At 62.4% G+C, this 25,593-nt stretch carries 36 protein-coding genes; 29 read left to right on the forward strand and 7 right to left on the reverse strand.

Translation table 11 applies throughout. The annotated features are described in order from the left end of the window. Positions 1-294: 294 nt before the first annotated feature. On the reverse strand, positions 295-819 hold the full coding sequence (locus tag JLDANKMP_RS08730) for an EAL domain-containing protein (protein WP_032971133.1): 525 nt from the start codon (positions 817-819) through the stop codon (positions 295-297). A 119-nt stretch (positions 820-938) separates the two neighbouring features. On the opposite strand from JLDANKMP_RS08730, the gene JLDANKMP_RS08735 reads away from it, so the two are divergent. Next, positions 939-1,874, forward strand: coding sequence for a PAS domain-containing protein (locus JLDANKMP_RS08735; protein WP_139338728.1), 936 nt, complete (start codon positions 939-941; stop codon positions 1,872-1,874). A 15-nt stretch (positions 1,875-1,889) separates the two neighbouring features. After that, positions 1,890-2,318 carry a response regulator gene (locus tag JLDANKMP_RS08740; RefSeq protein ID WP_065427813.1) on the forward strand — a complete coding sequence of 143 codons (429 nt, stop codon included), beginning with the start codon at positions 1,890-1,892 and terminating at the stop codon, positions 2,316-2,318. Here the strand turns inward: JLDANKMP_RS08740 and JLDANKMP_RS08745 are convergent. Beyond that, the gene (locus JLDANKMP_RS08745; protein ID WP_050559897.1) at positions 2,282-2,803 is read right to left on the reverse strand and encodes a response regulator; all 522 of its coding nucleotides are present in this window, start codon (positions 2,801-2,803) and stop codon (positions 2,282-2,284) included. The genes JLDANKMP_RS08740 and JLDANKMP_RS08745 overlap by 37 nt on opposite strands. A 1,049-nt stretch (positions 2,804-3,852) precedes the next feature. Here JLDANKMP_RS08745 and JLDANKMP_RS08750 point away from each other — a divergent pair. The 3 genes from JLDANKMP_RS08750 to JLDANKMP_RS08760 all read left to right on the forward strand — a co-directional run bounded on the left by JLDANKMP_RS08750 (position 3,853) and on the right by JLDANKMP_RS08760 (position 5,520). Beyond that, on the forward strand, positions 3,853-4,086 hold the full coding sequence (locus JLDANKMP_RS08750; protein WP_106468504.1) for a hypothetical protein: 234 nt from the start codon (positions 3,853-3,855) through the stop codon (positions 4,084-4,086). Between the two features lie 48 nt (positions 4,087-4,134). Beyond that, positions 4,135-4,749, forward strand: a complete 615-nt coding sequence (locus tag JLDANKMP_RS08755) for a hypothetical protein (RefSeq protein ID WP_032971128.1) — start codon at positions 4,135-4,137, stop codon at positions 4,747-4,749. Between the two features lie 564 nt (positions 4,750-5,313). Beyond that, a complete protein-coding gene (locus JLDANKMP_RS08760) occupies positions 5,314-5,520 on the forward strand; it encodes a hypothetical protein (protein ID WP_153643642.1) in 207 nt (68 codons plus the stop codon). A gap of 478 nt (positions 5,521-5,998) precedes the next feature. On the opposite strand, the gene JLDANKMP_RS08765 is transcribed toward JLDANKMP_RS08760, so the two are convergent. After that, entirely contained in the window at positions 5,999-7,444 is a 1,446-nt protein-coding gene (locus JLDANKMP_RS08765; RefSeq protein ID WP_046272226.1) for an EAL domain-containing protein, read from the reverse strand. A 241-nt stretch (positions 7,445-7,685) separates the two neighbouring features. Here JLDANKMP_RS08765 and JLDANKMP_RS08770 point away from each other — a divergent pair, with 241 nt between their 5' ends. The 4 genes from JLDANKMP_RS08770 (at position 7,686) to JLDANKMP_RS08785 (ending at position 8,807) form a co-directional block, all read left to right on the forward strand. After that, entirely contained in the window at positions 7,686-7,853 is a 168-nt protein-coding gene (locus JLDANKMP_RS08770) for a hypothetical protein (protein WP_153643641.1), read from the forward strand. 222 nt (positions 7,854-8,075) lie between these two features. Then, on the forward strand, positions 8,076-8,444 hold the full coding sequence (locus JLDANKMP_RS08775; RefSeq protein WP_046272124.1) for a hypothetical protein: 369 nt from the start codon (positions 8,076-8,078) through the stop codon (positions 8,442-8,444). Then, positions 8,434-8,613, forward strand: coding sequence for a hypothetical protein (locus JLDANKMP_RS08780; RefSeq protein ID WP_046272123.1), 180 nt, complete (start codon positions 8,434-8,436; stop codon positions 8,611-8,613). The genes JLDANKMP_RS08775 and JLDANKMP_RS08780 overlap by 11 nt, the downstream gene beginning before the upstream one ends. After that, positions 8,610-8,807: a hypothetical protein gene (locus JLDANKMP_RS08785; protein ID WP_046272122.1), complete on the forward strand. Its 198-nt coding sequence runs from the start codon at positions 8,610-8,612 to the stop codon at positions 8,805-8,807. The genes JLDANKMP_RS08780 and JLDANKMP_RS08785 overlap by 4 nt, the downstream gene beginning before the upstream one ends. Positions 8,808-8,951: 144 nt before the next feature. Here JLDANKMP_RS08785 and JLDANKMP_RS08795 read toward each other — a convergent pair whose 3' ends face one another. Continuing rightward, positions 8,952-10,058 carry a hypothetical protein gene (locus tag JLDANKMP_RS08795; RefSeq protein ID WP_139338754.1) on the reverse strand — a complete coding sequence of 369 codons (1,107 nt, stop codon included), beginning with the start codon at positions 10,056-10,058 and terminating at the stop codon, positions 8,952-8,954. A 175-nt stretch (positions 10,059-10,233) separates the two neighbouring features. Between JLDANKMP_RS08795 and JLDANKMP_RS08800 the strand changes: the two genes are divergently transcribed. Further along, on the forward strand, positions 10,234-10,833 hold the full coding sequence (locus tag JLDANKMP_RS08800) for a uracil-DNA glycosylase family protein (protein WP_223224643.1): 600 nt from the start codon (positions 10,234-10,236) through the stop codon (positions 10,831-10,833). Between the two features lie 97 nt (positions 10,834-10,930). After that, positions 10,931-11,719: a hypothetical protein gene (locus JLDANKMP_RS08805; protein ID WP_049429066.1), complete on the forward strand. Its 789-nt coding sequence runs from the start codon at positions 10,931-10,933 to the stop codon at positions 11,717-11,719. Here the strand turns inward: JLDANKMP_RS08805 and JLDANKMP_RS08810 are convergent. Next, positions 11,716-12,012, reverse strand: a complete 297-nt coding sequence (locus JLDANKMP_RS08810; RefSeq protein WP_139338755.1) for a hypothetical protein — start codon at positions 12,010-12,012, stop codon at positions 11,716-11,718. The two genes, JLDANKMP_RS08805 and JLDANKMP_RS08810, sit on opposite strands and share 4 nt — an antisense overlap. 96 nt (positions 12,013-12,108) lie before the next feature. Further along, positions 12,109-12,492 (reverse strand): helix-turn-helix transcriptional regulator, encoded by a 384-nt coding sequence (locus JLDANKMP_RS08815; RefSeq protein ID WP_049402600.1) that lies wholly within the window; start codon positions 12,490-12,492, stop codon positions 12,109-12,111. 125 nt (positions 12,493-12,617) lie between these two features. Between JLDANKMP_RS08815 and JLDANKMP_RS08820 the strand changes: the two genes are divergently transcribed. The 13 genes from JLDANKMP_RS08820 (at position 12,618) to JLDANKMP_RS08880 (ending at position 20,425) form a co-directional block, all read left to right on the forward strand. After that, positions 12,618-13,490, forward strand: coding sequence for a hypothetical protein (locus JLDANKMP_RS08820; protein WP_049402599.1), 873 nt, complete (start codon positions 12,618-12,620; stop codon positions 13,488-13,490). Next, positions 13,487-13,849: a hypothetical protein gene (locus JLDANKMP_RS08825; protein ID WP_049402598.1), complete on the forward strand. Its 363-nt coding sequence runs from the start codon at positions 13,487-13,489 to the stop codon at positions 13,847-13,849. The genes JLDANKMP_RS08820 and JLDANKMP_RS08825 overlap by 4 nt, the downstream gene beginning before the upstream one ends. Positions 13,850-13,908: 59 nt before the next feature. Continuing rightward, a complete protein-coding gene (locus tag JLDANKMP_RS08830) occupies positions 13,909-14,391 on the forward strand; it encodes a hypothetical protein (protein WP_049402597.1) in 483 nt (160 codons plus the stop codon). A gap of 296 nt (positions 14,392-14,687) precedes the next feature. Beyond that, on the forward strand, positions 14,688-15,188 hold the full coding sequence (locus JLDANKMP_RS08835; protein WP_049402596.1) for a hypothetical protein: 501 nt from the start codon (positions 14,688-14,690) through the stop codon (positions 15,186-15,188). A gap of 38 nt (positions 15,189-15,226) precedes the next feature. Then, entirely contained in the window at positions 15,227-15,448 is a 222-nt protein-coding gene (locus tag JLDANKMP_RS08840; protein WP_024956690.1) for a hypothetical protein, read from the forward strand. A 13-nt stretch (positions 15,449-15,461) separates the two neighbouring features. After that, positions 15,462-15,821, forward strand: coding sequence for a hypothetical protein (locus JLDANKMP_RS08845; protein ID WP_139338756.1), 360 nt, complete (start codon positions 15,462-15,464; stop codon positions 15,819-15,821). Then, positions 15,814-16,302, forward strand: a complete 489-nt coding sequence (locus JLDANKMP_RS08850) for a hypothetical protein (RefSeq protein WP_139338757.1) — start codon at positions 15,814-15,816, stop codon at positions 16,300-16,302. The genes JLDANKMP_RS08845 and JLDANKMP_RS08850 overlap by 8 nt, the downstream gene beginning before the upstream one ends. Positions 16,303-16,661: 359 nt before the next feature. Continuing rightward, positions 16,662-16,895 carry a hypothetical protein gene (locus JLDANKMP_RS08855; protein WP_049402593.1) on the forward strand — a complete coding sequence of 78 codons (234 nt, stop codon included), beginning with the start codon at positions 16,662-16,664 and terminating at the stop codon, positions 16,893-16,895. 349 nt (positions 16,896-17,244) lie between these two features. After that, positions 17,245-17,430, forward strand: a complete 186-nt coding sequence (locus JLDANKMP_RS08860) for a hypothetical protein (protein ID WP_049402591.1) — start codon at positions 17,245-17,247, stop codon at positions 17,428-17,430. 59 nt (positions 17,431-17,489) lie between these two features. Beyond that, positions 17,490-17,963, forward strand: coding sequence for a hypothetical protein (locus JLDANKMP_RS08865; RefSeq protein ID WP_049402590.1), 474 nt, complete (start codon positions 17,490-17,492; stop codon positions 17,961-17,963). Positions 17,964-18,223: 260 nt separating this feature from the next. Next, positions 18,224-18,664, forward strand: coding sequence for a DUF6573 family protein (locus JLDANKMP_RS08870; protein WP_049402589.1), 441 nt, complete (start codon positions 18,224-18,226; stop codon positions 18,662-18,664). Between the two features lie 88 nt (positions 18,665-18,752). Beyond that, a complete protein-coding gene (locus JLDANKMP_RS08875; RefSeq protein WP_049402588.1) occupies positions 18,753-19,667 on the forward strand; it encodes a hypothetical protein in 915 nt (304 codons plus the stop codon). Continuing rightward, positions 19,664-20,425 carry a hypothetical protein gene (locus JLDANKMP_RS08880; protein WP_080355003.1) on the forward strand — a complete coding sequence of 254 codons (762 nt, stop codon included), beginning with the start codon at positions 19,664-19,666 and terminating at the stop codon, positions 20,423-20,425. The genes JLDANKMP_RS08875 and JLDANKMP_RS08880 overlap by 4 nt, the downstream gene beginning before the upstream one ends. A 161-nt stretch (positions 20,426-20,586) precedes the next feature. On the opposite strand, the gene JLDANKMP_RS08885 is transcribed toward JLDANKMP_RS08880, so the two are convergent. Beyond that, the gene (locus JLDANKMP_RS08885; RefSeq protein WP_099562641.1) at positions 20,587-22,374 is read right to left on the reverse strand and encodes a type II secretion system protein; all 1,788 of its coding nucleotides are present in this window, start codon (positions 22,372-22,374) and stop codon (positions 20,587-20,589) included. A gap of 165 nt (positions 22,375-22,539) precedes the next feature. On the opposite strand from JLDANKMP_RS08885, the gene JLDANKMP_RS08890 reads away from it, so the two are divergent. The 5 genes from JLDANKMP_RS08890 to JLDANKMP_RS08910 all read left to right on the forward strand — a co-directional run bounded on the left by JLDANKMP_RS08890 (position 22,540) and on the right by JLDANKMP_RS08910 (position 25,593). After that, positions 22,540-22,713 carry a hypothetical protein gene (locus JLDANKMP_RS08890; RefSeq protein WP_158229327.1) on the forward strand — a complete coding sequence of 58 codons (174 nt, stop codon included), beginning with the start codon at positions 22,540-22,542 and terminating at the stop codon, positions 22,711-22,713. Then, a complete protein-coding gene (locus JLDANKMP_RS08895; RefSeq protein ID WP_049419586.1) occupies positions 22,704-23,168 on the forward strand; it encodes a hypothetical protein in 465 nt (154 codons plus the stop codon). Before JLDANKMP_RS08890 ends, JLDANKMP_RS08895 begins: the two co-directional genes overlap by 10 nt. A gap of 114 nt (positions 23,169-23,282) precedes the next feature. After that, positions 23,283-23,879, forward strand: coding sequence for a ParA family protein (locus tag JLDANKMP_RS08900; protein WP_049419587.1), 597 nt, complete (start codon positions 23,283-23,285; stop codon positions 23,877-23,879). Positions 23,880-23,914: 35 nt separating this feature from the next. Beyond that, positions 23,915-24,484: a hypothetical protein gene (locus JLDANKMP_RS08905; protein ID WP_226053562.1), complete on the forward strand. Its 570-nt coding sequence runs from the start codon at positions 23,915-23,917 to the stop codon at positions 24,482-24,484. 71 nt (positions 24,485-24,555) lie between these two features. Continuing rightward, a complete protein-coding gene (locus tag JLDANKMP_RS08910) occupies positions 24,556-25,593 on the forward strand; it encodes a hypothetical protein (protein WP_226053563.1) in 1,038 nt (345 codons plus the stop codon).

Below are 25,593 nucleotides of genomic sequence, written 5' to 3' on the forward strand. Positions count from 1 at the left end.
TCAGGCCCTCGCCCGGTGCTAGCAGCGAGGTGAGACCACAGCTGCTACAAGTGGCCTCAACAGCATGCAGACGCGCCAGAGCGCCGTCGGAGGTCAGTTCTCCATTGACAAAGCGAAGCAAAATAAAAGCCGGTATTAGCCACGGGTAGGGTCCTGAAATAGGCCAGAGGCAGTCAGCGGCCTCAGCGATCTCGCAGACTTCCTGAAAGCGATACGCACGCTGCAGGATCCTTCCGCGTGCTTCCATCCGGGACGGTTCGTCGGCTGGAAGACCGAGTATCAAACTCCCTCGGGTCAGGGCGCAAGGAGCTCGGCCAACTCAATGGCGCTGATGGGTCTGGAAAGCGCGAAACCTTGAATTTCGTCACACCCAAGGCCTTGGAGCTTGGCGACCTGACCGTTCGTCTCGGCTCCTTCAGCGACGGTCGAGTAGCCCAGATCATGGGCCAGACCGACGATCGCTTGGACCTTGAGCAATGCGCGTTGGTCTTCGGAAATATCGTCTATCAGCGACTTGTCGAGCTTGAGCGTGTGAATGGGCAACTCGGTCAGGTACCCGAAATTGCTGTAGCCGCTGCCGAAGTCATCCACCCCGAGCCGAATGCCTGACGAGGCCATCCGCTTGAGTTGCTCGCCCGGCAGCGAGTTGACCCGCAGCCATTCTCCCTCGGTGATCTCGACCTCCACGTCCTGGCAATCCAACCCCTGCGCGTGGATTTTGGCCACGAGTTCATCGGCCATTCCTTGCCGCGCGACATTCCGAGCGGAGAGGTTGATGGAAAGGCTCAACGCAAGGCCAGCACGCTTCCATTGCGCCAATTGTGCCAATCCTAGGCGCAAGCGAGCGGCCCCTGGGGGCATTTGTGGCCGCGGCCACCCAGTCGCGTTACTCAATCTCCCCCGATTGGCAGCAGGAGCAGATTTATCGCCAAGGGGACATGGCCGAGCTCAAGGCCACTGGGGGCAACTGGCGTCAACAGCTGATCCACCCCGAGGACAGGCCCGCGGTGGAATTGGCCATTGCTCATGCCGCGGAGTTGGCGTCGCCGTTGGAGGTAGAACACCGCGCCTTGTTGCCAGACGGCTCCGTCCGCTGGATACAGTTGCGGGCAGTCCCGTTGATGGACAGCGAAGGCAACGTGAGCGAGTGGTTCGGTGCAGCCTCCGGCATCACCGATCGCCGCGTGGCTCAAGAGCGTTTGCAGCAGTTGACCGCAACGCTTGAAGAGCGGGTGCAGGCCGGCACTGACGAACTGATGGCGATGGAGGAACGGCTGAGACAGGGCCAGAAGATGGAGTCCCCCGGCCAACTGGCCAGCGGCATTGCCCACGACTTCAACAACATGCTCACCGGGGTCTCCATGGGCTTGGAGCTGTTGGAGATGCGCGTTGGCCAAGGCCGTTTGGAGGACCTGGGTCGCTACGTGGAGATGGCTCGAACGGGGGCCGACCGAGCTGCAGCGTTAACCCAACGACTGTTGGCGTTCTTTCGCCGGCAGACGTTGGCACCGTCGGCCATCCACGTGTCGGCCATGGTGAACAGGACGCTCCACATCCTGGCCCGCTCCATCGGGCCCTCCATTGAGATCGAGACGCGGTCGGATCAAGTGGAGGACGTCGTGCGGGTGGATGCTCCGCAGCTGGAAAACGCCCTTCTCAACCTTTGCATCAACGAGCGCGATGCGACGCCGGATGGAGGGCGCATCTCGATTGAGGCCGAGCTCTCACACGTCGATGGCGGACTGGCGGAGCGTTTGGTGCTGACGCCTGGACCCTATGTTCGCTTGTCGGTCCGAGACACGGGAACCGGCATGGACGCGAGCGTTGTTGAAAAGGTGTTCGAGCCCTTCTTCACGACCAAGCCGATCGGGTAGGGCACGGGGTGGGGCTTGCCGATCTACGTATTCACGCGCCAATCCGGCGGTCAGGTGGCGGTTGACTCCATCCCTGGGGTGGGAACCACGATGCACCTTTATTTGCCGCAAAGCACGGCTGATACCGATGACCGAATCCAGGAAACGCCCGCGCTTCCCCCAGCCACGTCGCCTGGTCGCTCGGTCCTTCTGGTAGAAGACGAGACCGCCATGCGCACGCTGGTGAAAGAGGTGCTGAGCAGTTTGGGCCACCGCGTGAAGGCGGCTGCAAACGGCAGCGACGCCCTCACTGTGCATGCCAGCGAAAAGCACTTTGATTTGCTGATTACGGACGTGGGCCTGACGGGCTCGCTCAATGGGCGGCAGGTGGCGGACGCGGGCCGGCAGCGCCGTCCGACACGCCGGTGTTATTCATCACCGGCTATGCAGCAAGCGTCGCGGTAGGAGCCGGCCAGCTTGAGTCTGGCATGGAGATACTCACCAAGCCGTTCGCCGCGGGGGAGTTGGAAAGAAGAGTGACCGAGTTGTTGCTGGAAGCCGTCAAAGCGTCGAACGAACCGTTCCCAGCAACTCCAGCAGCGTGAAAGCTCCTTGAGCAGCATAACGTCGTTTTCGAGGAAGTGTGGGTCTGCGCCGGGAACGCCCCCGTGACCGGTGACCAGCAGGACCGTCACGGAAGGGTGGCGTGCCATGGCGTGCTTGGCGAGATCGTGCCCGTTCATCCCCGGCAGGCCCACGTCGGAGATGAGGAGATCGAAGGCGGGTTGCTGCGCCAAGCGCTCCACAGCCGCTTCAGCGTCTCCGACCGCAGTGATGTCATAGCCGCTGTCTTTGAGAACGTCCTGCATCGATTCGCGGATGGCGACGTCGTGCTCTACAAGAAGGATGCGAGGGTACGAGAGGCAGTCATAGCAAACCTGGTTGATCAAAAATTCGAGGAATCATGCAGGACTGGGAGTAAAGCGCTGGTGCATCCCTGTGATGACGGCAATCACGGGAAGGCGAGGGCGCCGTCGCGCCTTGACGCGGTTTTGCCGCGAGGGCTGGATACTCAATCCCCACCCCTCCCGCCTGGACACTCCCACTATGGCCCGATCCGCCCCCGATTTGCCGGCAGCGTCGCCCCACGCCCTTCGCGTCGAAATCATGCCGCTGGAGTGCGGTGATACCGCGGTGATCGTCGAATTTGAATCCGAACCGCCCGCGTCGTGGCGAGCTCTTCTGACGAAGAAGTTGGCAGACGTGGAGGGGCTTGAGCTGGTATCCGCCCAGTTTGAGGGGCGGGTTCTCTACGTGCTGGGTGCGGAGGGGGGTAGGGGAGGAAGCGTCCACAGGGTGAGTCAATTGTTGCGGTCTCTTCCCGGACGTCCTGGGGGCTCAAACCTGCTGGATGAGCCTGTGAGCCGGGGCGTCCCGGGGCCGGAGCAGGCTCTAGCGACGCACGCCTGAGCGCGTTGTTCAAAAGACGAGTTAAACGCCCGGCCGGAAGATAGGCCGAGCTCGGTTCGATCGCGCTAGCATCGCAGATTGATCACGCAAGGCAGCTATGTACGTTGAGGTATACCACCGGGTGGGATTTTGGGCCGGGATCACCGGGGCGGAAGGTTGGCGCTGGCGGCTGGTGGCGCCACGCGGGCATGTTTTGATGGCTCCCCGGGAGACGTTCGCCAGTCGGCAGGCGTGCTTGGCGGCCTTGGCTCTGCTGCAGATCGGGCCCATTTCAGCGGTGGAGTCGGCCGGAGATGCCCCGAACGCGGTGGGCGCGGCCCCCTCACTATGTCCCGCCCTTTCAACGCCATGACGGCCACCCCAGGTTGGGCAGGTCACGGTCACATCGCCGGCATCCAATGAGGACTGGGTCTGATCCATCGGGGGGCATTTCGCTTGAGTGTGACTCCCCGCGTCGCAGGAAGGCGATCAGTTGAGGCCAGCGGCGTTCGCGTGCACACTGCTTTTGAACAGTCAGGGTTCGAGGGCCATGGGTACTTCCAAGCCGGGCAAAGATTTAGAACGGGTCACCTTGTCGGTGGGAGAGCACGTTTACACCTCCGAGATCTGGCGGCTCAGTGAAAGCCGTTGGGTTCTTCTCGCTGTCGAGGTCCACGGCGTGGGAGGGCGCTCGGATTTGAGCATCAAAGCGTCGTCGTGCCTCCATGCGTTGGACGCGGGAGAGCGGATTGCGTCTGAGATTCTCAACAACCCCTATGGCTGAATTGGCGTTGGAAGGTTCAATCGACGGAATGGATCCCAAGGACGGCAGATGAGCATTTTGAACGTGTTGCTGAGTGCCGATCACTTGGCTGTGACCGTCGATACCCTTGCGCAAGATGCTCAAACCGGGGCGCACTCAGAGGGCGCCAAGTTGCTTCTGCTGCCTCAGCACAACGCCGTCTTGGCCACGCGTGGGTCGGCCCAGTTCTTCCTAAGAATCTACGAGCTCTGTCTCCAAGCCAGTTTTCGAGCAGACTTCACGATAGAGCGGCTGTCCGGCGAGCTTGGCGGCGTGATTGATCGCCTCTGGCCAAACTACGTGAGCGCGGCGGCAGCCGCTGGCATACCCATCAGCGCTATGCACACCGAGTTGGTTTTGGGCGGCTGGTCGGCGCACGCCCAGCGCATGGTTGCCACCGCTTATGCAAAGTCCGAAGATGGCCGTCCCGCCGTGGTCCAAGCGCTGGTGGGAGGCTTGGCGTCGCCAGGAGAGCCCTTGCGGAATCAGCCAGCAGGCATGGGACGGGCGGAGTTGATGGCAGCAGGACGCTTGCAAGCCGCTTACCTCAACGGCGACAGCGAGCGGCCATTAGCGGGCGGTCGTCTGTTGGCAGCAATTCTCTCAAAGGGCCAAGCAACCGTTCTCGATCTGGGAGGTCTCTAGGGGGCAGGGCAAAGCGTCGATTTGCTCGGCCACGGACCTCAGTCCATGACGCAAGCCAAGCAGAAAGTCCGCATTGGAGCGTTGGCTGGGGAGGCACATGGATGTCGACGATCATGGGCATCAGGTGGGCCCATGCAAGGCGCACCGCGGTGGGATTGGCAGAACTGGCCACCAAAGCCCTGACCGCATACTCCAAGGCATTGGTTTCGCCCTCAGCGTTGGGCAGGCGCCTCTCGCACTCGCTCAGGCGGAGCTCCAACTTGACCAACGCCTCCGTCTCAGCCTTGTGCATACCCCTCCTCCATTGGCTGGCCACCGAATCGCGGTCTGGCAGCAGGGTGGCCCCAAGCTCAAGCGTTGGAAACCGGTGAGCGTTCCGCTTGACTGCACCGTCAATCGGCCCTTTCGGGCCAGCACACAGCGGTCCACTCTTCAATCAAGACTCGCCATGCGCGGGTGGTTAGGTTGGGGGCAAAGCTTTTCCAACCTCGCGCGTGCCACCGCCTAGCGGTTGTCACAGAGCGGGCAAGTGAGCACGGCGGCGCCGTCCAAGTCCAGCAGGCCATGCCCTGGAACCAATCGCAGTTGGCGGCCGCATTCCAGACAAGCGCAACTGATCCGCGTGACCTGCAAGAGCGAGCCGTCGGCCCGCCGCACACCCTCAACCTGATCGATGAAGAAACGTCCAATGTTGGGCATGAAGATGAACAAAAAGCTGAACAGAGCGGAATGCATATGATGCACCGCGACAACCCCACCGGAACCAGATGAGACAATTGGATTCTGAAGAATTCATCTACGGGGTCGTCCGCGCAGTCCGCACGCCAGATACCGCTGTCCGATCCCTCTATTGCCGTCGCAGGAGCATGATAAAGAGGCGGGCTGCACGGCGACAGCCTTAGGCACAGGGAAGTAACCGAGCGGCGCTGTTGGAAAGCGCTGAGCCAGTTCGTTAACCAGCAAAAGGCCAGACCGGCGGCCAGTCGGTTGCGGACCACTGCTGAGGGTGTGTGTCGCGCGTTGCCCTAAAGAGGCCGCCTGCTAGGGGGGCCGATCACGACGATGCCCTGAACTGCCGGGGCGTCACCTAGGGGAGGGGGAGTCACCCCGTTGGGTTCGGCGGCGCCAACTGGGGTCAGCGCCATAGCGGAGATTTTCACGATTGTCGCGTCCATCGGACGCACGGACATCTTGCTAGGGCGAACGTCAAGCGCCAGTGAACGCGCTCGGGTCGACCCGTGCGCGAGGGCTACCCAACTTGGATGGCGGCAAGCGCGTCTTTGGTTGAGAGAGGGCAGCCATAGTGCCACCCTTGGCCAATAGCCTCTGGAGCAATCCGGTAGAGCAGCAAATCTTGCGCCTCTGATTCGACGCCTTCTGCGATGACATCCAGCCCAAGCTCACGTGCGATGCGATACATCCCTGGCAAAACGGGCCGCAGGGGGGAGTCCTCGTTGATAGCGGCCACGAACATGCGATCGATCTTGATTCCTCGAAACGGCGATTGGGCGAGGCGGGAGAAGTTGGCGCTGCCGGTCCCGAAGTCGTCGATCAAGAACCGGTATCCCAGAACTGAGAGGGCCTGCATGTTGCTCTTTGCGGCAGCGGACACGAGTTCTTCCCGCTCGGTGATCTCGATGCGAATTTGCTCTGGCAACACGCCAAAATCGTTGGTGACGCTGCCGATGTAGCGAACGACGCACTCTTGGGCCATGTCCACGGGCTCGGCATTGATGCTTACGTAGAGGTTCCTATGCTCCCTCAGCGCGGGGGCGAGATCATTCATGGCACGGGCCAGCACGTATCGAAAAAGATCAGGACTCAGGCCGAATCGGTGGGCGATGGGCACGAAGATGGCCGGCGGGATTTCATCGTCTCCCGGCGGGCGCCAGCGGCTGAGCGCTTCAAATCCCACGAGCTCCCGCGTGCCAATTCGACGCAGTGGCTGGTAGGCCAGTTCGATCTCGCTGCGCTTCAGTGCAAGCACCAACCGTTGCTGGATGGTTTGCCGAGCCGTGATTTGGTGTTTGATCAGCAAGAACGCGAGCAAAAGCCCTACCGAGGCACCCGCTGACAGGATGGTGGTGAGCAACGCCGAGGGCAGTTCGGACACCACGTGCCTAGGGCTGGTAACGAACGCGCAAACGTCGGCCACCCGGCTGCAATGTTGAGCTTGGACGAGAGACGGGGTGCCGACGCGGCTGGTCGGGGACAAGGTGCGGAATGTAAACGATCGGTCCTTCGTTTCGATGCTGATGGAGCTGCTGCGCGCAGGGTCCAAGCTCTCGAAGGCAGACGGGGAGGACACGGTGAATGTGTCGCCTTGGGCGATCAGATTGGACCCGGTGTAGGGGGAGCCAACGAGATCCGATGCGTGCCAAAGCCGGACAGCGCCGCTGGAGAAGCGTGGGGCGGGGAGGGTGTAGGGGCGCGAGCGCCCCCAGAGAGCGCTGCAGACAAGGCGTCCGTCTCGGATGCGACCGATGTCGTTCATGTAGCTGGAGCGGAACGCGATCTCTTTCAGTGAGTCAATGTCGGTGGCGGAGCAAGGCGGCTGTCCAATGCGAGAGGCTTGTTCGGCCGCGACGCGCCTTGCAAGGGATAAAGCCTCCGAGCGCGTCACCGCGGCTTCCGCCACTGCCTCCGCCCCTTCCTTGTCACGCACGTAGAGGATGGCTTGGGCGACCGCGAGCATCGCCAAGACGCACGCCGCCGTGGCTCCTATTACGGTCAAGACGTAGCGAAGCCGATTTTCTCGAACGCTCAAAGCAACCCCCGATCTGAAACGCGCCATCGCTTCGCTTGGCTTCTCGCCTCATTTACCTTGTTACAGGTTTATCGGCAAGCTTTCCATGAACTTCAGCCCCAGCTCCACTGGCTTGCAAGCCTTGATCGAACAACCATGCATCTGCGTCTGAACTGTACAGCAGCAGGCCGTGAGCCCGGCGATCGCCAGCATGGCCACCCAGGACCTGCTGGTGGCAGCGCAGCTCCAGGCTCGATACCTCAACGCCAGCATGGGGCGGACCGTCGCCGGCGGACGGTTGCTATTGGGCTTTTTGAAGCCTGGCCAGGCGGTGGTCAAAGACTTGGGCCCGATTTAGCCCTGCCAATTTGGTCACTCGGACCGTTCAACGCAATGCCCCAGTCGAGCGCCGGCTGACGGGCAAGTGCAGCCGCGCCTGCAGCGTGATTGGGCTTTTCTCCCAATTTTTAGCTTTAGTCAAAATAACCCCCTTGTGGGTTTCGCGTGCCGGTGTATCCCAAACGTATGGCGTTCGCGATGCGTGCGTCTGACACCGACCAACGAAACGAAAGGGGGGAAGATGTTCATTGGATTCAGACTGACGACGCGGCTTGTCGTCAACGCCGTGGTTGTCCTGGTGCTGGCGCGATTGCTGTTTATGGGCATGGACGGCTTGGACCGGTTTTCCGACACGTGGAACCGCACCTTTGGGGCGAGCATGCCCAACGCCAGCGGGTTGCGCGGCGCCGTCAACGGCGCACGCCAGGTTGTCCCGTCTGGGTTGGACGAGTATGCGCGCCAGGCCGAACGGGACGCGGCCCAAAGCACCTCGCTGATGGACGTGTTTGCCAGCGTGTTCGGACGCGTGAAAAACGAGGAGGTCATGTTGCCCTCCACCATCAATTCCGCTGGAGGGGAGGGCTCGATCTATGACCGCTATGACCATTGATTTTGAGTGGCTGTCCATCCTCTCCGGGTGGTCCTTGCTCAACGACAGCGCGGCGCTGCTGCGCACCCCCGGCCAACGCTGGGCGGGCTTGGAGGGATTGCTCATCGGCTACGGCCTCATCGCTGGACAGTGGTTCGTCCTGGCCACCATGGCAGGGGCGCTGGCATGACCACCGTGGGCGCGGTGTTGGCCGCCGTCCTGGCTGCAGCGTTCCTGGCCACCGTGTTGGGCCTGGCTGGCATCTTCTGGGTCAATGCACGGCACGCCAGCGGGGCGCTTCGTGTGCGTTACCGCTTGCGTGCCCAAATCCTGGCTGGGCTAGTGCTGGCGTGGGTGCTCACCCTGGCGAGGCTGTCCACGTGAGCCGGCCACCTTACGTGCAGATGGCCGTTCGCGTGCCACAGGAGCTGAAAGACCGGCTGGAACAGGCGGCAGCCCGGGAGGGGCTGCATGTCAGCGAGATGGTTCGCTTGTTGCTTTGTGAGGGATTGGCGCGCCGTGCGGCGATCAACGGGCAGGGGTCTTCACGATCCGGTGGTTTCGCAGCGGCCGAATAAAGTTGGCCGGTGTGGACTTGTCCAACGGTTGGGCGCGCACTTGGTATTGCCCGCTCTCGCACAAGCGCAACAGCTCAGCTTCGTCGTGGATCTCGCGCTGGCCATCCTTGGTGTTGCCCATTTTGGCCACCCGGAACGCCACGTTTCCCGTGTCTCGGTCCCTCATCCGCACCGGGACGATCACCCTTCCATCGTGGCGAACCAGGTGGAAGGCTCGGGCAAAACGGTCGCCGTTGGACGCCCTAGCTGGTGAAATCGGGTCAGGCGGCGTGGCACGCTGGATCGGTGCCGGTGCCGGTGCCGGTGCCGGTGCCGGGCGAGGCGGAGCTGAGAGGGGCTGCGCTGGGGCCTTGTGACCCAACGCTTGGCGCGCCAGCTGCTTCTTGCGGCCCGGTTCGGTGGCGGTGTCACCGTCGATCCAGGCTTGAAAGGTCCCGTTGGCCGGGCTGGGGTGCGACGCAAACACCCATGTCCGGCGTTGGGCGCTGAAGGCTACCTCGTTGATTTCTCGGAAGTCGTTGAATTGCTGGCGCATGAGCGCCTTGACCCCCTTCATGTAGGCATCGGTGGTCCCCAACAAGACCACGCGCTCCACACTGTCAGGCAACGGGTCCAGGTGGCGTGCCACGCATGTTTTCATGGCTTCCAAAGGCAACGACGAACGAATGGCCTTGGGCATGATGGTGCCACTGCTGACCAGCTTGCCGTTGTCCATCACCGACAACCCGCAGCGTACCAAGGAGGCGGCGCCCATGTGGCGGCTTTCGGCGGTCAGGGCGTCGTTGATCGTTTGCCCACCCAGATCGATCCCAAGCTCGTGCAACACGGCTGCGAGGCGAGGGCGCATAGCACCCGCGAATGCGACCCCATCGAAGCTCCCGTGTTGGGCGGCGGCAATTTGGGTGGCCCCCTTGGAAAACCCCAGGACCAAGGTTTTAGGGACGCTGGTTCCCCAGTAGCCGGGATTGGCACGGAGGTGCCAGCCTCCCTCTACACGCACATCAAGTCCTGGTGCATGGCATGCGCGGCACGCCTGCCAGCCGTGGTGAGTTGTCATGGGGCCTCCGCATGATCCTTGAAGGCCCATACAGTTAAAGCACGTGCGAGCGGTATGCAAGAGCTTTCTGTCGGCTAAATGTGGCGGAAAAATGGGATGGCATGGGATGGCGTGCAATAGCTGCATGGCAGCACGGTGTGGAGTAGCCTGACACCATCATACGAAGGTCAATGGCATGGATGATCCGGCTGAGTTGAACATGGAAGCGTGGCCGGCTGAGGTGGCCTTCGTGCCCTACGTCGGCCGCGGCTACTGGAAGGGAGTTGAAGGGCGCCGCGTCTTGCTACTGGGCGAGTCCCACTACCGGGAGGCTGGGTGGACCGACGATCCCGTCGTCACTCGTCCTTTCACCCGTGAAACGTTTGGCGACATGCAGACTTGCAACAGGAAAGGCGGTGGCAAGTTCTTTGATGAGCTGGATCGCCTGCTGACTGATCAAAGCAGCCCAAATGTTGTGGATGCCGCCCACGCCTGGCAGCACGTTGCATTTTGCAACTTGTCCCAGCGCTTTGCCGGCACGAGAGCTGGACACCGTCCGTCAGGAACCGACTTCAGTCAAGGCGGGAAGTGGTTGGTAGAGGTGATCCTCCCTCTGCTCCGGCCAGAGGTGATCCTGGTGCTCGGCCGCACCGCTTGGCGAATGTTCGATCACGGGAAGCGGTCGGACCAGCCTACCTTCCATGCTCGCCATGCGAACTCAGAGGGCAGGAGGCGGCGCTATCTGGAGGAGCGCCACGTATGGTCTCTCGATTATGGCAACGGGGGGCGTGGATGACTTGGGTCTACCATCCATCTTGGAACGTAGATTGCTGGGAAGATCGTGCCGCAGCTCTGAGGCATCTTTTGAAATACGCGAATGAAGGGCAAAGGATATGACGCACAATTCGTTGAAGGATGCGATCCGCGATGCGCTGGAGCCGCGTGCTGCCACGCGGCAGCCCACGGCGTTGGACATCGCACAGGAGGCCAGAGAGGCCAAGGCCAGCCTGGAATCGAACATGTCCTGCATGGCCCGCATCACTGTTCCCGCCGGCAGCGAGCGTCACCGGGTGGCTTTCCAACTGTTGAGGGCCTCGATGGACTACGGGCGTGCGTTGCTGTTCCTGTTGGAAACCCATCCCATCGATCTTCCAGCGGTGGCCTTGGCAATGCACCGCTCCCAGATTGAGCAATTCCTGCGCGCGGTGTTTGTCCAGTTCCTTGCCGACGACGAACAGCTGGCGGACTTTCTCCAGGAAGATCGGGGCCCTCGAAGGAAAAACGAGAAAGGAAAGTGGGTGGCTATTGCCCTCAAAGACCTGGCCGCGGACGTGGAGCAGGCCATTGCACGCATCGGGCAGGACGATGAGCCTCAGAAGCTGGCTCGGACGGTGACCAATTCGTGGGACCCTCTTTGCGGGCTGGTCCATGGCGGGAAGGCCATTCGCGTGATGTATCAAGATCCCAATGGACAGATCGGAGCGCACGTGCCGGCGGCCATTCTGTTTCAGACCACCGTCAACGCGGTGGCCACCACCAACTTGTGCGTCATTGCAGCACTGACGGCGGTTGGGGTTGGGGCCTTTGAGGAAAGCCCCGTTGTTGAGCAGTGCGCCAGCGGGATGTTGCACTACATGCAACGGAGGAAAGCCCGCATGGAAGAGCTGGCCTGGCCGCCTTAAAGGACCGGACGCGTATTGTCGCGCCGCTCTGTATCCCCACCAACGATCGCTGGCAGGGAGAGTTGCAATCGGAGGTCTGCGAATCCTCGGTTTAGGCGGCGTGCCTTCTGTCCAAGGGATTCCCAGGTTGAGTCTGCGGCGTCGAATGGAGGCTTTTCGTTGAGGATCAGCTGGGCCGATGCCTTGAATCTCTCAAGAAGTGCTGCTTCATGCCCCGGTGGGTCCAGTTCAACGCGGTTGCGGGCCTCCGCTGCGTTGAGCTCCAGCATGTTCAGTTCGATCAGCGCGGCCATGGCAATGGCGGACCGGGTGGGCTCCGTCCTATTGCGGCGGCAGAGGTGGGTGATCCATGTCCACATGGGGTCGATTCGTCCTTGTTCGCCGATGTCCTAGTCCTTGGTGGGCGACAACACTTGTTCGATGAGTGCGTTGCGCTTCTTCGACGGCAGCTCACCCAAAGCGCCCAGCAGTTCGGCAAAACGTTCCTGCTGAGCCGCGCTCTGCTCCCCCAAAGCCAAGATCGCATCGGCCATCGCCGGGCTGGTCGCCAAGAGATAGGCCGGGGGCACTTCCAAGGCCTGGGCCAGCTCGAAGAGGGCTTCCAGGCTGATCGACATGCCCTCGGATTCATACCGAGAGATGCGGGCCGACGCTGCGTCCTTGTCCATCCCCATCCGCACTCCGACCTCGCGTTGGCTAAGGCCCCGCAGGACGCGGGCTTGGCGCAAACGCGCGGCCACCACGGCTCGGGGAGCGGGCGGGGCAGAGGTCACTGGCTGAACGGATGCAATGCAGGCATGCGGACAGGATGACCCAGAGGCTACGCCCCGGGTAGACTCTACGTGGCACGTAAGTTGGCTGCAAGGTCCCAAATCAATCGGTGGGAACAGGGGGTTCCATGAAGGGAGTTAGAAGGGCCGTGCTGACCGGGGCGTTTGCCCTGACTGCGGCGGCTGGAGCGCAGGCGCAATCGGGGGCCGGATCGGATCTGCTTCGCCAGATCGGCCGAGCCATCCAAGGCTCGCCCAAGGTGGTCGGCGATAGGACGCGGAGCCCTTACCTCGAGCCGGCCGGGACTTACTGGGATCTGGACCAGGATGGCTTGGAAGGGATTCAGCACCTGCGGGCCGGGGTGACGGCTGTCGGGGGTGGGGGCGTGGACACCTGCGACATGCAGTTGCTCGCCATGGCCCATTCGACCTATCGCATCGACGCCGACAAACGCCAATGGTGCCTGAGGCAGTGGTGGCTGATGGACACGAAGGCCCAGGGCGCCAACGGCGTCTCGGGCAATGATCCGGCCGCCATCGAGCGCCGTTATGGGCCGGCTTTCGACGCGCGCCTGCAGCGCTTCAAGGGCATCCGGCGGTTCGCCCTTCGTCCCACGTTCCAAGCCCTGGGCGATGTCACCTATCGGGCCGACCGTGGCGTGCTGGAAGGGTTCATCCCGATGCCTCAGGTGTCCGCGGCGGGACAAAGCGTCACCGGCAAGGGCTTTGTGCCGTGGGTTCACCGCACCTCCACGGGGGGGGGCAGCCCACCCAACGCCGGCCGCTTCCACCTGCTGGTCCGAATGGACACCCAAGAGGCCGCCAATCTCGCACGACAAGGTCGCAGCTACCGAGACGATCTGGTGGTGTTCTCCGTCAACCGGGTCTGGGTGGAGGGCACGGTGCCGAAGATGGACGTGACGATAGAGAAGGTTCGGCTCGGATACCGCGACGAAACCATCGACGTTGATTTGACCCATACGCAAGGAGCTCCGGCATGAAAGCATCCCTCGTTTCCTTCGCCCTGATCACCGCAGGGTTGGCCGCCTGTAGCAGCAAGGCGGATTTGCCCACCATCGAACAGGTCGCCCAAGCTTACGAGGCGCATGCCAATGCCAACCTCTCCAGCGAAATGGGCCAACGAATCGAGGTTCGGGGTTGGAAAGACCTCACCGCGGATTGCACGCCCAGCGGCCCCCAGCGGGCCACGTGCGTGACCGGTGGAACGTTGGACGTGGTCGGGTTCCAGGGCGGGCAGCAGTTGAAGCCCGATCCCGTTCCCGTGCCTTCGGCCTACGACTTCATCTTCGAGAAGCAACCCACCGGCTGGGTGCCGGCCGGAGCCCAGAAGAAGGGCTGACCTTGCCAAGGCTAGGAATCGCGTTATGCATTGAGGGAACACCCATCTAAGGAGGTCCCATGTCTTACAACGCTCACCACACCCCGGGCGGTCACATGCAGTGGGGCTTGCTGGCACCGGCCACCGTCATCCTTGGGGGCGCGGGCCTGCTGTTTCTTGCCGGGGCCCAAGAGATCGGCCAGAACGTGGGCTACGGCTGGCAGGCCGGGTTGGTTGCTGCGGGTGGGGCGGCCGTGCTGCTCCTGCTGGCCTTGCTCTACGTGTTGAACTGGCGAGCGGCCCGTGTGCGCGCGGCAAGGGCCAGCGGGCTCCTGGTTTCGCCACGCAAAGGTGGCTTTGGAAAGGGAGCCCTGGTGGGATTGCTCTTCGTCGTTGCCCTGCAGTTGGTCAGCGTCGCGATCGGCTTGCTCTACCCGGGCCTGGAAGAGGGCGAGCGAAACTTCTTCACCTCCGTGCCCCCGATGGCTCTGACGGCGCTCATGCCCGTGGCGCTGATCGTGGGTGGCATCGCAGGCAAGCTGTGGCGCTCCACCAGCCTGTAAGATCAAATCCATGTCCTTTGGGGCCCCCGCGAGGGGGCCTTTTTTGTGCAAAGAGCAAAGCCCAGAGCCACCGCCGGTCGCTTCGCGCCGGCTTCTGTAAAAGCGGTGGTGGGAAAAGAGCAGATGACGCCTTCGGCGCGAGAAGTGATGTTAGGAAAAACTGCGGCCTTAGCCCCGCAGTTTTTACTTTTAGTCAAGATTTTGTCCGCTACAACCGTGGACAAATTTACAGGGCGATCTACCTTGAATTTGTGGATAGGCAATCGCGCCTTCCGAAAACCATCAAGGAAATCAACATGAAAATCCATCACCTCGTTAGCGATGGAAACCAAGCGGTCGCTATCACTGAAGCTGCGTCGAGTGGGGGTGGGCACTACATGCACCCGGTGAAGCTCTCCGCCATTCGCTTCAACGTGAAAGATGCTGAAGCGGCGCTTGGCGAGCTCAACAGGTCTGGCCACCGTCATGAGAAGTCGTTCGAAGTGATCGAGCGTTGGGACGTCGATGCTCGCAACCAGGGGCCAAAGTCAAAGTTCGGTCGAACCCTTGCCGCCCTTGTGGACGAAGCGCGGGATCACCTGGAGGGGCAGGTGATCTACGAAGCCAAAGGCATGGAAGAGGGCACCGTGCGTGCGATCAACGCCGCGGCGAAGCAGGCCAGGCTTTCGCAGGTCCTTCCTGCTGCAGGCGGTCCGAGCATGGTCATCGGTGGGCAGGTCTGGAACCCACGGCAAGAGGCGCACAGCGAAGCTCCGGCGGCTGTTCTCGAAGCTCCCCGTCAGCGCGTGCGCCTGTAACCGCCGATCACCCACCAGCAAAAATCAGGAGATTCGACATGAACGTTCAAATTGCGGAAGCCATGAACAAAGCCAAAGACGACGCGGACCGTTACGGAATCCTTGCAGGGTTCGCCTCCTGCAACCGGGCCCTGCTTGAGAAGGGGGCCGCGCAAGAACTGGTGGACGCCTTGTATTTCGCCGGCGCTGCGATCAACCGTTGGCGTGCCATCGCGGTGGTTCGAGAGGCGGCCGCCAAGCCGTTGGACGCGGCGTCCTAAGCCGGAGCGCGACGTGCTTCAACCTGTCCCTTCCCCAAAACTTGTCACCCTTCCGTCCTCCCGTGGCTACTCCCGTGATTTGGAGCGCTTGCAGGCGGCCGCCGCACGCGCGCAGGTCACGCGCAACGAAGCCGTGCGCCAAGTCCTCGCCATGTATGCCGCCAAACCTTACCCACTGAGCAAGCGTCGGCTGGGTGGGGAGAGGGACGTGCGGCTGGCCTACCTTCCGCTGCAGCGCAGCGTCTTGGAGGCGGTGGAGCACGGCGCGGTGAACGCGGGCATTTCCACCGCAGAAGCGGTGCGCCAGATCATCCGTGACTACGTCGAAGGACAGCTGATACGGAACCACGTTCGGGGCAGCCACCATGGCTGACCGCCGCCCACCACCGGCTGGAAGCCCGAGCGCTGAGCTGATTCACGCGTGCGTCGAAGGAAGCCTTTTGGGCGTTCTACAGGCCCTGCGGCAGGGCGCCAACGCCAACGCGTGGCGTCTCAACGAAGGCCCCGCGCTCCATTCCGCACTTGCCTGGCCCCGCATCGTCGAAGCCCTCCTGCAAGCTGGGGCGCACCCTCAAGAGAGGAACCACTGGTGCGAGCGCCCGTTGGAAAAGCTGGCGGCGGACTACCAGTTGAGCGACGACCCCGACGAGCGCAGCCGATTTGAGCAGACGGCGTTGCTGCTGTTGCGGCTGGGCGGCAACCCTCACCGAGGCAGCCCGTTCTGGAACACGCCATCGCTGAAGGCGGCGATGCCGCACGTGGTGGCCAGGGTGGAAGCCGAACAACGCGCGATCCACCTGGAACAGGCGTGGGCAGCCCGGGGAAGTGTCGGTGCAAAGCGGGCAAGGCTGTAGAGCCAACGGCCCAGCGCCGCCACCGGTCGCTGCGCGCCGGTTTCTGTAAAAGCAGGGGTGGAAAAGAGCAGGTGACGCCTTCGGCGCGAGAAGTGATGTTAGGAATAACTGCGGTCTTAGCTCCGCAGTTCTAGAAATTAGTCAAGATTTTGTCCACTGCAACCGTGGACAAATCTCTAGGGCGATCTACCTTGGGATCAGGAAGAACGCAACGCTTTTTCCACCGACTGGAACCGCCGACATGACCCTTTCTCTTCTCGCCATCGCCGCCCCCATCGCCCTTCCACTTAGCGTTTGGTTGGCACAGCGCCTTGAAAGCTGTATCGACCGCGCCCTCTGGGCGCACTGAGGAAAACGCCATGAGCTCGCGTGCCGCCCGCCACCGCTATTACGCATACGAGCGCCGCGATGGCTCTGTGTGTTACCTGCCAAAACTGTTGCACGAGGGAATTCAGCGCTACCCACGAACGATCGCGCACTACCACCTGGTGCAGTGGCTAGGGGTGTCCAAGTTGCTCAGCAGCGACGAATACAAACAGTTGGCATGGCTGGGCGCGAACCGTCCGATGGTCAGGCAAGCTGATGTTGCTTAGACACTCAGCTGCGCGGCGAATTTACTCCCCCATTTACAATCTGGACCCTATGAAAATTCTTCACATTGCCACAGATGGAAATCAAGTCTTCGCTATCGCTGAAGTAAGGGCGATGTGCGAGGATCGCGGTATTCCAGTCTTCCTTTCCCTCATTCGTTTTGACTTGTCGAGAGGAGAGGAGGTGCTCAAGGAGCTCCTTAAGACCGGCTATCTCTCTCTATCCAATGCGTGGGAGTTTGAGGAAAGGTTGGGGCGAGCCAGTCACCGATACGCAAAGACGTTTGAAGTCCGTGCGAGCCACTTCGCCGACTATCGCTACCAAGGCCCTCGTTCACGCTAAGGCAAAGCGATGGCTGAATTCGTCCATGACATCGGCTGGAACTTGAAGGATTCAGTCGTGCATGAAGTCAAGAGTGACTACTCGTGTGATATCCGCGCCTTCACAGAGGAGGCCGCTCGTCGAGCACATCAAGCTCGCCTGGATGAAGTGCTTTCAGAGGGTGTGCAGTTCCCTCAGTCGCGTGTGCGCCTCTAATGCCAAGCAGACCGGAATACGTCTCACCGTCTGACACAGCGGAAGGGCAAAATGGCTCCATGACCCATGAAGCCCCTCCATCCATCCTCCACGCCCCGGCCTACGGCCTGCTGCTCGGCCGGACCGAGTGCCATTTCTGCCACGCCTCGACCCCCACCGCCGCGGTCTGGGTGCCCTCGTTCGAGGAGCACGACGACGAAGGTATGGCAGATCAGGGGGACGGTGCCTTGTTGCGCTACATCGAGCGTTTGGACGAGAACACTGCCGCTTTCGTGGCGGGCCACGCGGCCTGGCTTCGCTTCGACGCCACCCGGACGTCAGGGCAAACCTACTTGGCCCACCATTGCACCACCTGCGGGGCCCTTCAAGGGGACCACTTCGTGTTTTCGCCGGATGGTCCCTACTGGCCCCAAGACGATGTCCAACTTGCGTCTCTTCGCTTCATCCGAGGTTTGGGCCCGCTCACCGCTCAAGCATCGGCAGGCCAGAGCGCGTGGATGGACCGGGTCCCTGTGGCCTGCACCCAGGCCTGACGGCATTCCCAAGTTCAACCCTGAATCGGTGTGCCGTTCACGGCACGTCATCAAGCTTCATGCGCTCCGCGCGGCCCCATCTCCCGGCTCCTCCGGTCAAGGGCCATTCCAGGGCCCGTGTCCTCGCTGCGCTGCGGGCCGCGCCAGCCCTTCCATTTCCTCCCTTGACCGCGCCGAGCGGTGGGGCGGTGGGTTTCCCATTCCAGGACATCCCGACCGGATGCCCTGGGCGGGCCATCACTTACCAAGCGAGGAACAACATGTTCGAGCCTTCCGACCTCATCCATTCTTACACCCGCGCCCAGGCAATCGAGGACGGCGTCCTGGTGGACGTGTCCGATGTGGCCAAAGAAGCCGGCTTCAAGCTTCCCGTGACCATCACCCGCGCTGCGTGGTCTCGCTACGTGGAAGTGCCCAGAGGGTTGGAACTGCGCGGCCAGTCGGTGGACGGCCGGCTCTGGGACGTGCTTTTCATGCTCCACGTGGCCATCAAGCGGCAGCAGGGCAACGGTTCGGAGATCCACTACCAGCTCCACGTGGCTCTGCCCGACGCCGGCGACTGGTTGTCGAACGAAGCCCACCCGGCGACCGGGTCGGGCCTGACGCGGTCGACCCATCGCCAGATCACCTTGAAAGCGCTGTGCGGGCCCGGGGACGCCTTGGAACCGGTGGTCAGCATCATGCTGCCCAACGAGGATTGAGAAGGGAGGGGGCAGGACACCGGCCCTCATCGTTTTCCCGTGCTGGTCCCGCCGCTACCATGGTGGGATGACAGGGGAGGGGTAGGGGATGGAGAAGTTCAGCTGGAAATTGATTCCGTTGGCGCAGAGCGAGAAGCTGGGACCGCTGGTGCCTGACGCACTTCCTATCCTGCTGCGATGGGCCAAGGAAGGCGATGACCACACCTACACCGATCTGGCGCGTGAGCTCCACGACCGCAACGGCCATTCCATCAAGCACGTCCTGAACTACGGGCGGGTGGCAGGTGGGGTGGCGCAAGCCATCGAATGGTTGAGCAAGCAATGGGGGGAGCCCATTCCTCCCTTGCATGCCATCGTGATCAACAAGAACAAGGGAGTTCCGGGCGATGGGGCGGTGACCATCGTTCCGGCGTATTTCGATGGCAAGCCCATGGCGACCGAAGAAGATCGCAAGGCGCAGTTTGAAGAAGCCAAGCAGGATGTCTTCACTTACCCACACTGGGACAGGGTTGCCCGCGCCTTGGGCGCCCCCGTTGTGGAGCCTGATGCTGGAGAGAAGCCTCAGAACGAGGCGCAGCGCGTCATCCCGCTCCCCAAGGTCCAGCAGGGAGGCGGCCCAGAGAGCGCCAAACATCAAGCCCTCAAGCGCTGGGTGGCCAACCATCCGGAAGAGTTCATGGACTACGGCGACTTCACCGCGGGCACGAACGAGAAGCTCTTGAGCTCCGGTGATCGGTTGGATGCCCACTTCGACAACGGCAAGCACCGTCTAGCCGTTGAGGTGAAGACCAGCCGGTGCAGCGAAGACGAACTCCAGCGAGGCGTATACCAAGCGGTGAAATACCGCGCCGTTCTCCGGGCCGAGCAGAAGGCCATCCGCCACGTGCCCAACGGGGAGGCGGTGCTGGTGTCCACGCGCGCTCCGAACGCGGAAACCCGTGCGCTCATCAAGCGGCTGCAGGTGCGTTTCCAGCAGGTGCCGCTGGAGGCGGAGCAAGAATGAAGCCTGAGGAACTGGAACAACGTATTCGCCAAATCGATGGATTCGTTCGGGTGCTCACGCAGGAGTGCCACATCCTCGACGAGCGCCGGCACATTTTGTCCCCACTCATTCAAGACCCCGCGATCCAGGCAGGGCTCAAAGCCAAACTGGATAAGACCCCCGGCGCCAATGCGTGGAACCACTTGGCTCCGCTTCTTGGGCAAGACCTGGTGCGCGATCAGTCTCGGCTTTTCCTCGACAACCATTGGCGGTCCGGTAGCCTGACCAACCTCTGGCGAAAGCTTCAAGCAGATCCCGCGATCAGGGAGCACTACCGGGAGCGCTACGGTCGCATCTTCGATCACTTCCACGACGAACCGATCAGTGACCTGCCGCCCGAAAGCTCGGCTGTTTTCCAGGAGAAGTTCAGACAGAACGATCGGGACGAGAACTACTCGCGCTTCGATAGTGGCTGGGAAAGGGTCTCCAATGAAATGGTGATCCTTTCGGCTGATCCCGTAGCAGCGAAAATCAAGACCCTCCGGGACAAGCACCATGCCCACCTGGAAATGCGCAAGCTGGACGAGGAGCCTGGCGCGTTTGACATCAACACGCTTGGGTTGACCTTCAATGAGGTCTTGGCTTTTGGCGATCGCTGTCAGGCCATCGTGGCAGAGCTGGGGCTGCTGCTGACCGGGACCAGCTGGGATCCACAGCAATACGCATCGGTTCACGAAGCCCAGGGCAAGGCGATGTGGAAAACCTTGGCTGGGGTTTGACTTCGAGGCACAACAGCGAAGAGCCCAGAAGCCGCCGCAGGTGGCCAAGCCACCTGCCTTCTGGAAAGCACGCTTGGTGCGAGGGCATCGCCTCCGGTCGGTTTTGGAAATCCGAAGCTTTGCCACTTCCAACGTGAGGGATGCCCCCGCCTTCTTTGCCGTCAAGGGCACTTGAATTCAAAGCCCACCCAGTCGCTCGCTCCCAGGTCTTGCCAGTAGAACCGCGCGCCTGGACCCACGACGCTGCACGAGCAAGCCGCCGGCCAAACCGCGGTGCCTGGGTGGTTGACGAAGCCGTAACCTGGCATCGGAGTCAAGTTGGCGCGCAGCGCGTAGACACAGGCTTCCAAAGCCGGTGTTGGGCGGGTCACGCCAGGTGGCTCTGGCGTAAACGTGGGGGTGTCGTTCGTTTCGTATTGCCAAGTGCAGGCCAACGAGGTGGCTTGAAGCTCGGCCAGGGTCCGGGGAGCGTTGCAGAAGATCGCCCAGCCGTAGTGCCCTCCGTCTCCCCACGAATGCCAAGATCGCCCGGTGTATTCGGGAAACGTCGGCGGTGGTGCGTTGGGGGTGCATGTAATGGCCTCGTTGCGACGAACCCCAGTCTCCGCCCAATTTGTCCAAGTGGTGAACGTCGGGCTGGGCAGCGACCACGTGGTGGCCGGGCAGTTGTATGACCCGGTCCTCGTCCGCCGCTGCTCGGCCTGCCACGTGTGCGATCCAATTTGGCCTGCCGGGCAAGCGGCCGCCGTGGTGATCCACTGGGTTTCCGCTTGTGGGAAAGGCGCTGGGCACGCCGCGCAGGTGGTGTTGGTCTGGGTCCATGTGCTCCACGAACCGGTGCCCGTGCACGAGAAGGTCCGCCGCTGGCCGATCGAGCCAAACTGACCTGCAGGGCATCCCACGTTGCGGGTCTCGGGAGCAGGGCACGGCGCGCAGGTGCTGTTGGTCGTGGTCCAACTGCCGGCCGTCGTGGAGCCAGCCCACGCCTCGTAAACGCTCGGATCGGTTCCGCAGTGGTGACGGCGGTTCTGGAACACCTGGCCCACTTGGCCCAATGGGCAGTTGATGGTTCGGTTCTCGCTCCACTCCTGACACGGCGGCACCGTGCTTGTCGGCGGCGGCGTGACCGGCGGTGACGTGGGCGGGGCCGGAGGCGTCACGCTCACCGGAGGAGCGGGCGGAGTGGTCGGTGGGGGTGTAGCAGGTGGGGCGCTAGGCGGCGGGGCGGATGGTGGCGACACCGGCGTGGAAGGCGCGACCGGCCCCACGGGCCCTACTGGGGTTCCCACGGGTGGAGAAACGGGCGGGGTGACCGAGGGGGTGACGGGTGGCAACACCAGCGGCGATCCGGTCCATTCGCCCCCCAACAATCCGCTGTGGTAGACGAAGACCACGCGCGATTTGTCCGCACACGTGCTACCCAGCAACCCCACGTCGAGCTGGCCGCCGGTGTTTCGAATCACCGACACGTCCGACACCTGCGCGTCCCACACCCCGCCCGCGTTGGCCGCGACCAGGTCCACGCACGCTTGGCGAGGAAGGCCGGCGTAGCTGACGGAGAACGAATCCCCGAAGCGTTCGACGGTGTAGGACTGGACGTTCACTGCGCCGCCCCACGCGTTGGTCAAGACGCTTTCCCCGACGCCGAGTTGGGATTCGGGGGCCAAACCATCGACCACTATGGCCGTGGTGCTCACCCCGCGGAACGTCCCCACCATCCCAAAACTGCTCTCGATGCGTCGGGACAGCTCGCGCAGGTTGCGCGTTTCGCTGGCGAGCTTGGCCTTTGCATCGACCTGCCCGAAGAACAGGAACATCGCGCCCGTGGCGGCGGTCACAACGCCCAGCGCCAGCAAGGTCTCGGTGAGGGTGAAGCCCAGCGCGCTGCGCACGCCCTTGGAAAGGCGGGTGAGGGTAGGCGAGCAGCGGGGGCGGGTCGTGTGCGTCATGCATTCAGCATGCGATGCACCTGGGATTCCGCAAGCCCCTGTTTTTAGTCAAAAAAAGTTGGATTTTTCATCTTGACATTGCGTGGTGGTCTGGTTGCATGGGGTTAAGGGAGTGGGGCGACCTACTCACGAAGACCGCTTTAAATAACCCAAGAGACCGTCGCCATGATTGAAAGCCCCACCCGCTCGGCCCGCCCCATCGCTGGCCTTCCTTTCGCGCACATCCCTCCCACGGTTCCCGCGTTCCTGCCCGAAGGCAAGCTTCGCCGGCAAGCCCGCCTGGCGCGCGAGCAACGCCACTTCGAGCGCCAGCTGCGCAAGGAGCTGAAATGGAAATGACCACCGACCGGCGTGCTCAGCGGCTTCTGGATGCCATCGAGCACCGCAACACACAGGCTTTGAAGAGAACCATTGCGGCCATCCGCGAGGCACGTCTGAAGGCGTGGAGGGGCCTGACGGCTTTCCCGTCCTTGGACCACCCGGTGGGGCCCAACGGAATCACCGCTTTCCACGTCGCTTGCATGGCGTGGCACGTGAACCAGGATGACCCGGCCAAGCGGCAGTGCTACGACAAGATGGCCGGATTGCTGGCCGAAGCAGGGGCGGACGTGTTCGCGGAGTTCGGTCCGGCAAAACAACGCTGGACGATCATCGAAGCACTGCATGGCGCTGCGCCACCGTCTGTCAAAGCATGGATGGCCTCTCAGCCGTTCGATCTGCATTGCTCGGCGTCAAACACCGCCCACACGCTGCGGTGGGACTGCCGTCGTCCAGCCGCCTTGTCGGAAGGATAGAAAAGAATCCAAGGGCTGAACGGCCCGAAAGGGTTGCAAAAACATACACTTGCGCAATGGCAGCGTCGGGGTAGATTCGGAGGGAACCCCTATCTACTCACGAAAGGATGCCCTATGCGACTGTGCAACTTCTCACTCAAGGGTGGCGTCGGCCGCACGACGCTGGCCCTGAATCTAGCCGGGTGCTATGCCCGTGACCCCAGCCTGCGTGTGCTGGTCAATGACCGGGACCCCCAAGGCGGGGCCTGCGCGTTTGCCTCACTGTCGGACGAAACACCGTTCAGTGTCGGGCGATCGCGCTCCCCTGGCTTCGACGTGGAGATCACCGACACCCCGCCGCGTCTGCCGGACAACGAAGTGATCCCCGAGGCCGATCTCTACCTGGTGCCCACGTTGCTCGATGGGGCCAGCTTTCTCATCTTCCTGCGAACCGTGGATGTGCTTGAAAAGAAGGGAAAGCGTTACCTGCCCATCGCCAACCGGACCAACGAGAAGCGGGCAGCCCATCGCCGCCGCCTGGAGCACCCCAAGATGTCGGGCGCTATCCTGGTGCGGGATCGTGCGTTGTTTGCGGACTGCTACGAGGAGGGAAAGACCGTGTTCGACGCCAACGGCCGCTGGGCCCGGGTGGCCCAGGAGGAGATTCACGCCCTGGCTGTCCGGGTGCGCGATACCTTGGCCGCTGGTGCAGGCCGGAGGGCTGCGGCATGATGGAGCTTCCCTTGGTTTCCCTCCCAGACCTACCCATGGCCACTCGCAAAGCTCCTGCCAAGAAGGCTGCCACGAAGAAGGCCGTCAAGCGCACCTTGGATGACGTCAAGGACGTGACCCATGCCAAGCCCCGCCGGGCCAGCAAAGCGGCAAGCGTTCCGATTGCCCGCATCCCGGAGCACCTGTTGCTGGGGCCGGGCGACTACCCGGAGCGCAAGTCCTACTTTGACTACGACGACAGCCAGAAGGCGGGAAGCGTGGGAGGCAAGCGGGTTCACATGGTCATGCCCCGATCGGTCACCCTGCACGACTACCGCCGTCGGGAGGACGGGCTGCGCCACCACCGGGCCATGGTGACGATCCCGCCAAAGCTCCGCGAGAACATCGCCAAGCTGTTTGGCTTTGACGATTCGGAGGACGCCGGCAGTGAAGTCGCGTTGACCACCGCCATGGTGGCGTTGGCCGACTACGCGGCCGCGTCGCTCATTAAGGACAAGACGCTGTTGATCGTGAGCTCGCCCGAGGACGAACACGCGGAGGACCGCAAGGCCGCCAGGGTGGCGGTGCGGAATCTGGGGATGAGCAAGAACGGAAAGATCTACTGAGCGTGGCACTTGGCCCTCTGACTGCTGATCAAGAGCACGCCATTTGGGCCAAAATCTGGCGCGTCCCAGGCATGACGGCTCAACCGCTGACCGGTTGGCTGCTTCACTCGACGGGAATCTGGGCAGACAAGCGCACGCTTTCCGATCGGTTAATCAAGATTTTTAAGGTGTCCGCCAAAACTTGGGAGGCTGGGATTCCGCGCAGGCCTAAGAAGCGGCAGCAGGTCTGTGATGGCCTGGTTGCTTACGTCCGGCAAAGCCACGCTGAGCTGATGCCGGAGTGTGCGGAGCGCCAAGCCCGTGCGATGGAGCGAGGTGCACGCGCTCTGTCCGAACATCCAACGCTCCCCCCGTGTAACTTCTTCCACCACACGCTTGGTATCGCAGGCGGAGATAGGCTGGAAGCACTGGCGGTTGCATTCGACGAGGTTTCCGCCGACGTCCTGCATGGGCGGTTGTCCAGGGACAGTATGTCAGCGGCAGTGGTCAAAGCGGCAGCAGAAGTGGTTGGACTGCCCGCGGGAGCTATGCAGCCGGATAGTCGGCTGGATCCAGGCTTGGATGCGTTGCTCCTGCTATTGGCTCAGATGGATCACGACCTCACCACTCCTCTGATGGCTAACGCGGGTGAGATCAACAGCTTGGTGGCACTGTTGATTGATGCGCCTGGGAGTGGGGCGAGGAAGCGGGTTCAGCACCGACTTTTGGACATCTATTACGCCCTGGCGCTTGCTGCGGCCGGGCGTGACCTGCCAGAGAGCTTGCCGAAGGTCCGAGAGATTGAGGGCGTGCTCATGGGCGGCCCGCCCGAATCCGGTGGCCAGTCCTGGGTGGTGCGTTGGCGCAATGGAACCAAAGCGCTTCGAGAAGAGGATGTGCTATCGGTGATCGCGCATGTCGGACACTCTACGGGGAAAGACGTGTCATGGACGATGCGACGTCTCTATGTCGCCGCCCAAGCTTGGGGACGGGTGGAAGAGCAGGGTGTGGAGGCAGTAATGCTGGCCGGTGAGCGCTACAACCAATGGTGGAACGCTCTGTGCAACCAGGGGCGGGTGAAGACCCCATGGGTCCAACCCTACTGGTCCCAGTTCTCGCAAAGCAGGTGA

Origin of the sequence: Stenotrophomonas sp. PE591 (assembly GCF_018320795.1) — a bacterium.
Taxonomy (GTDB): Bacteria; Pseudomonadota; Gammaproteobacteria; order Xanthomonadales; family Xanthomonadaceae; genus Stenotrophomonas; species Stenotrophomonas maltophilia.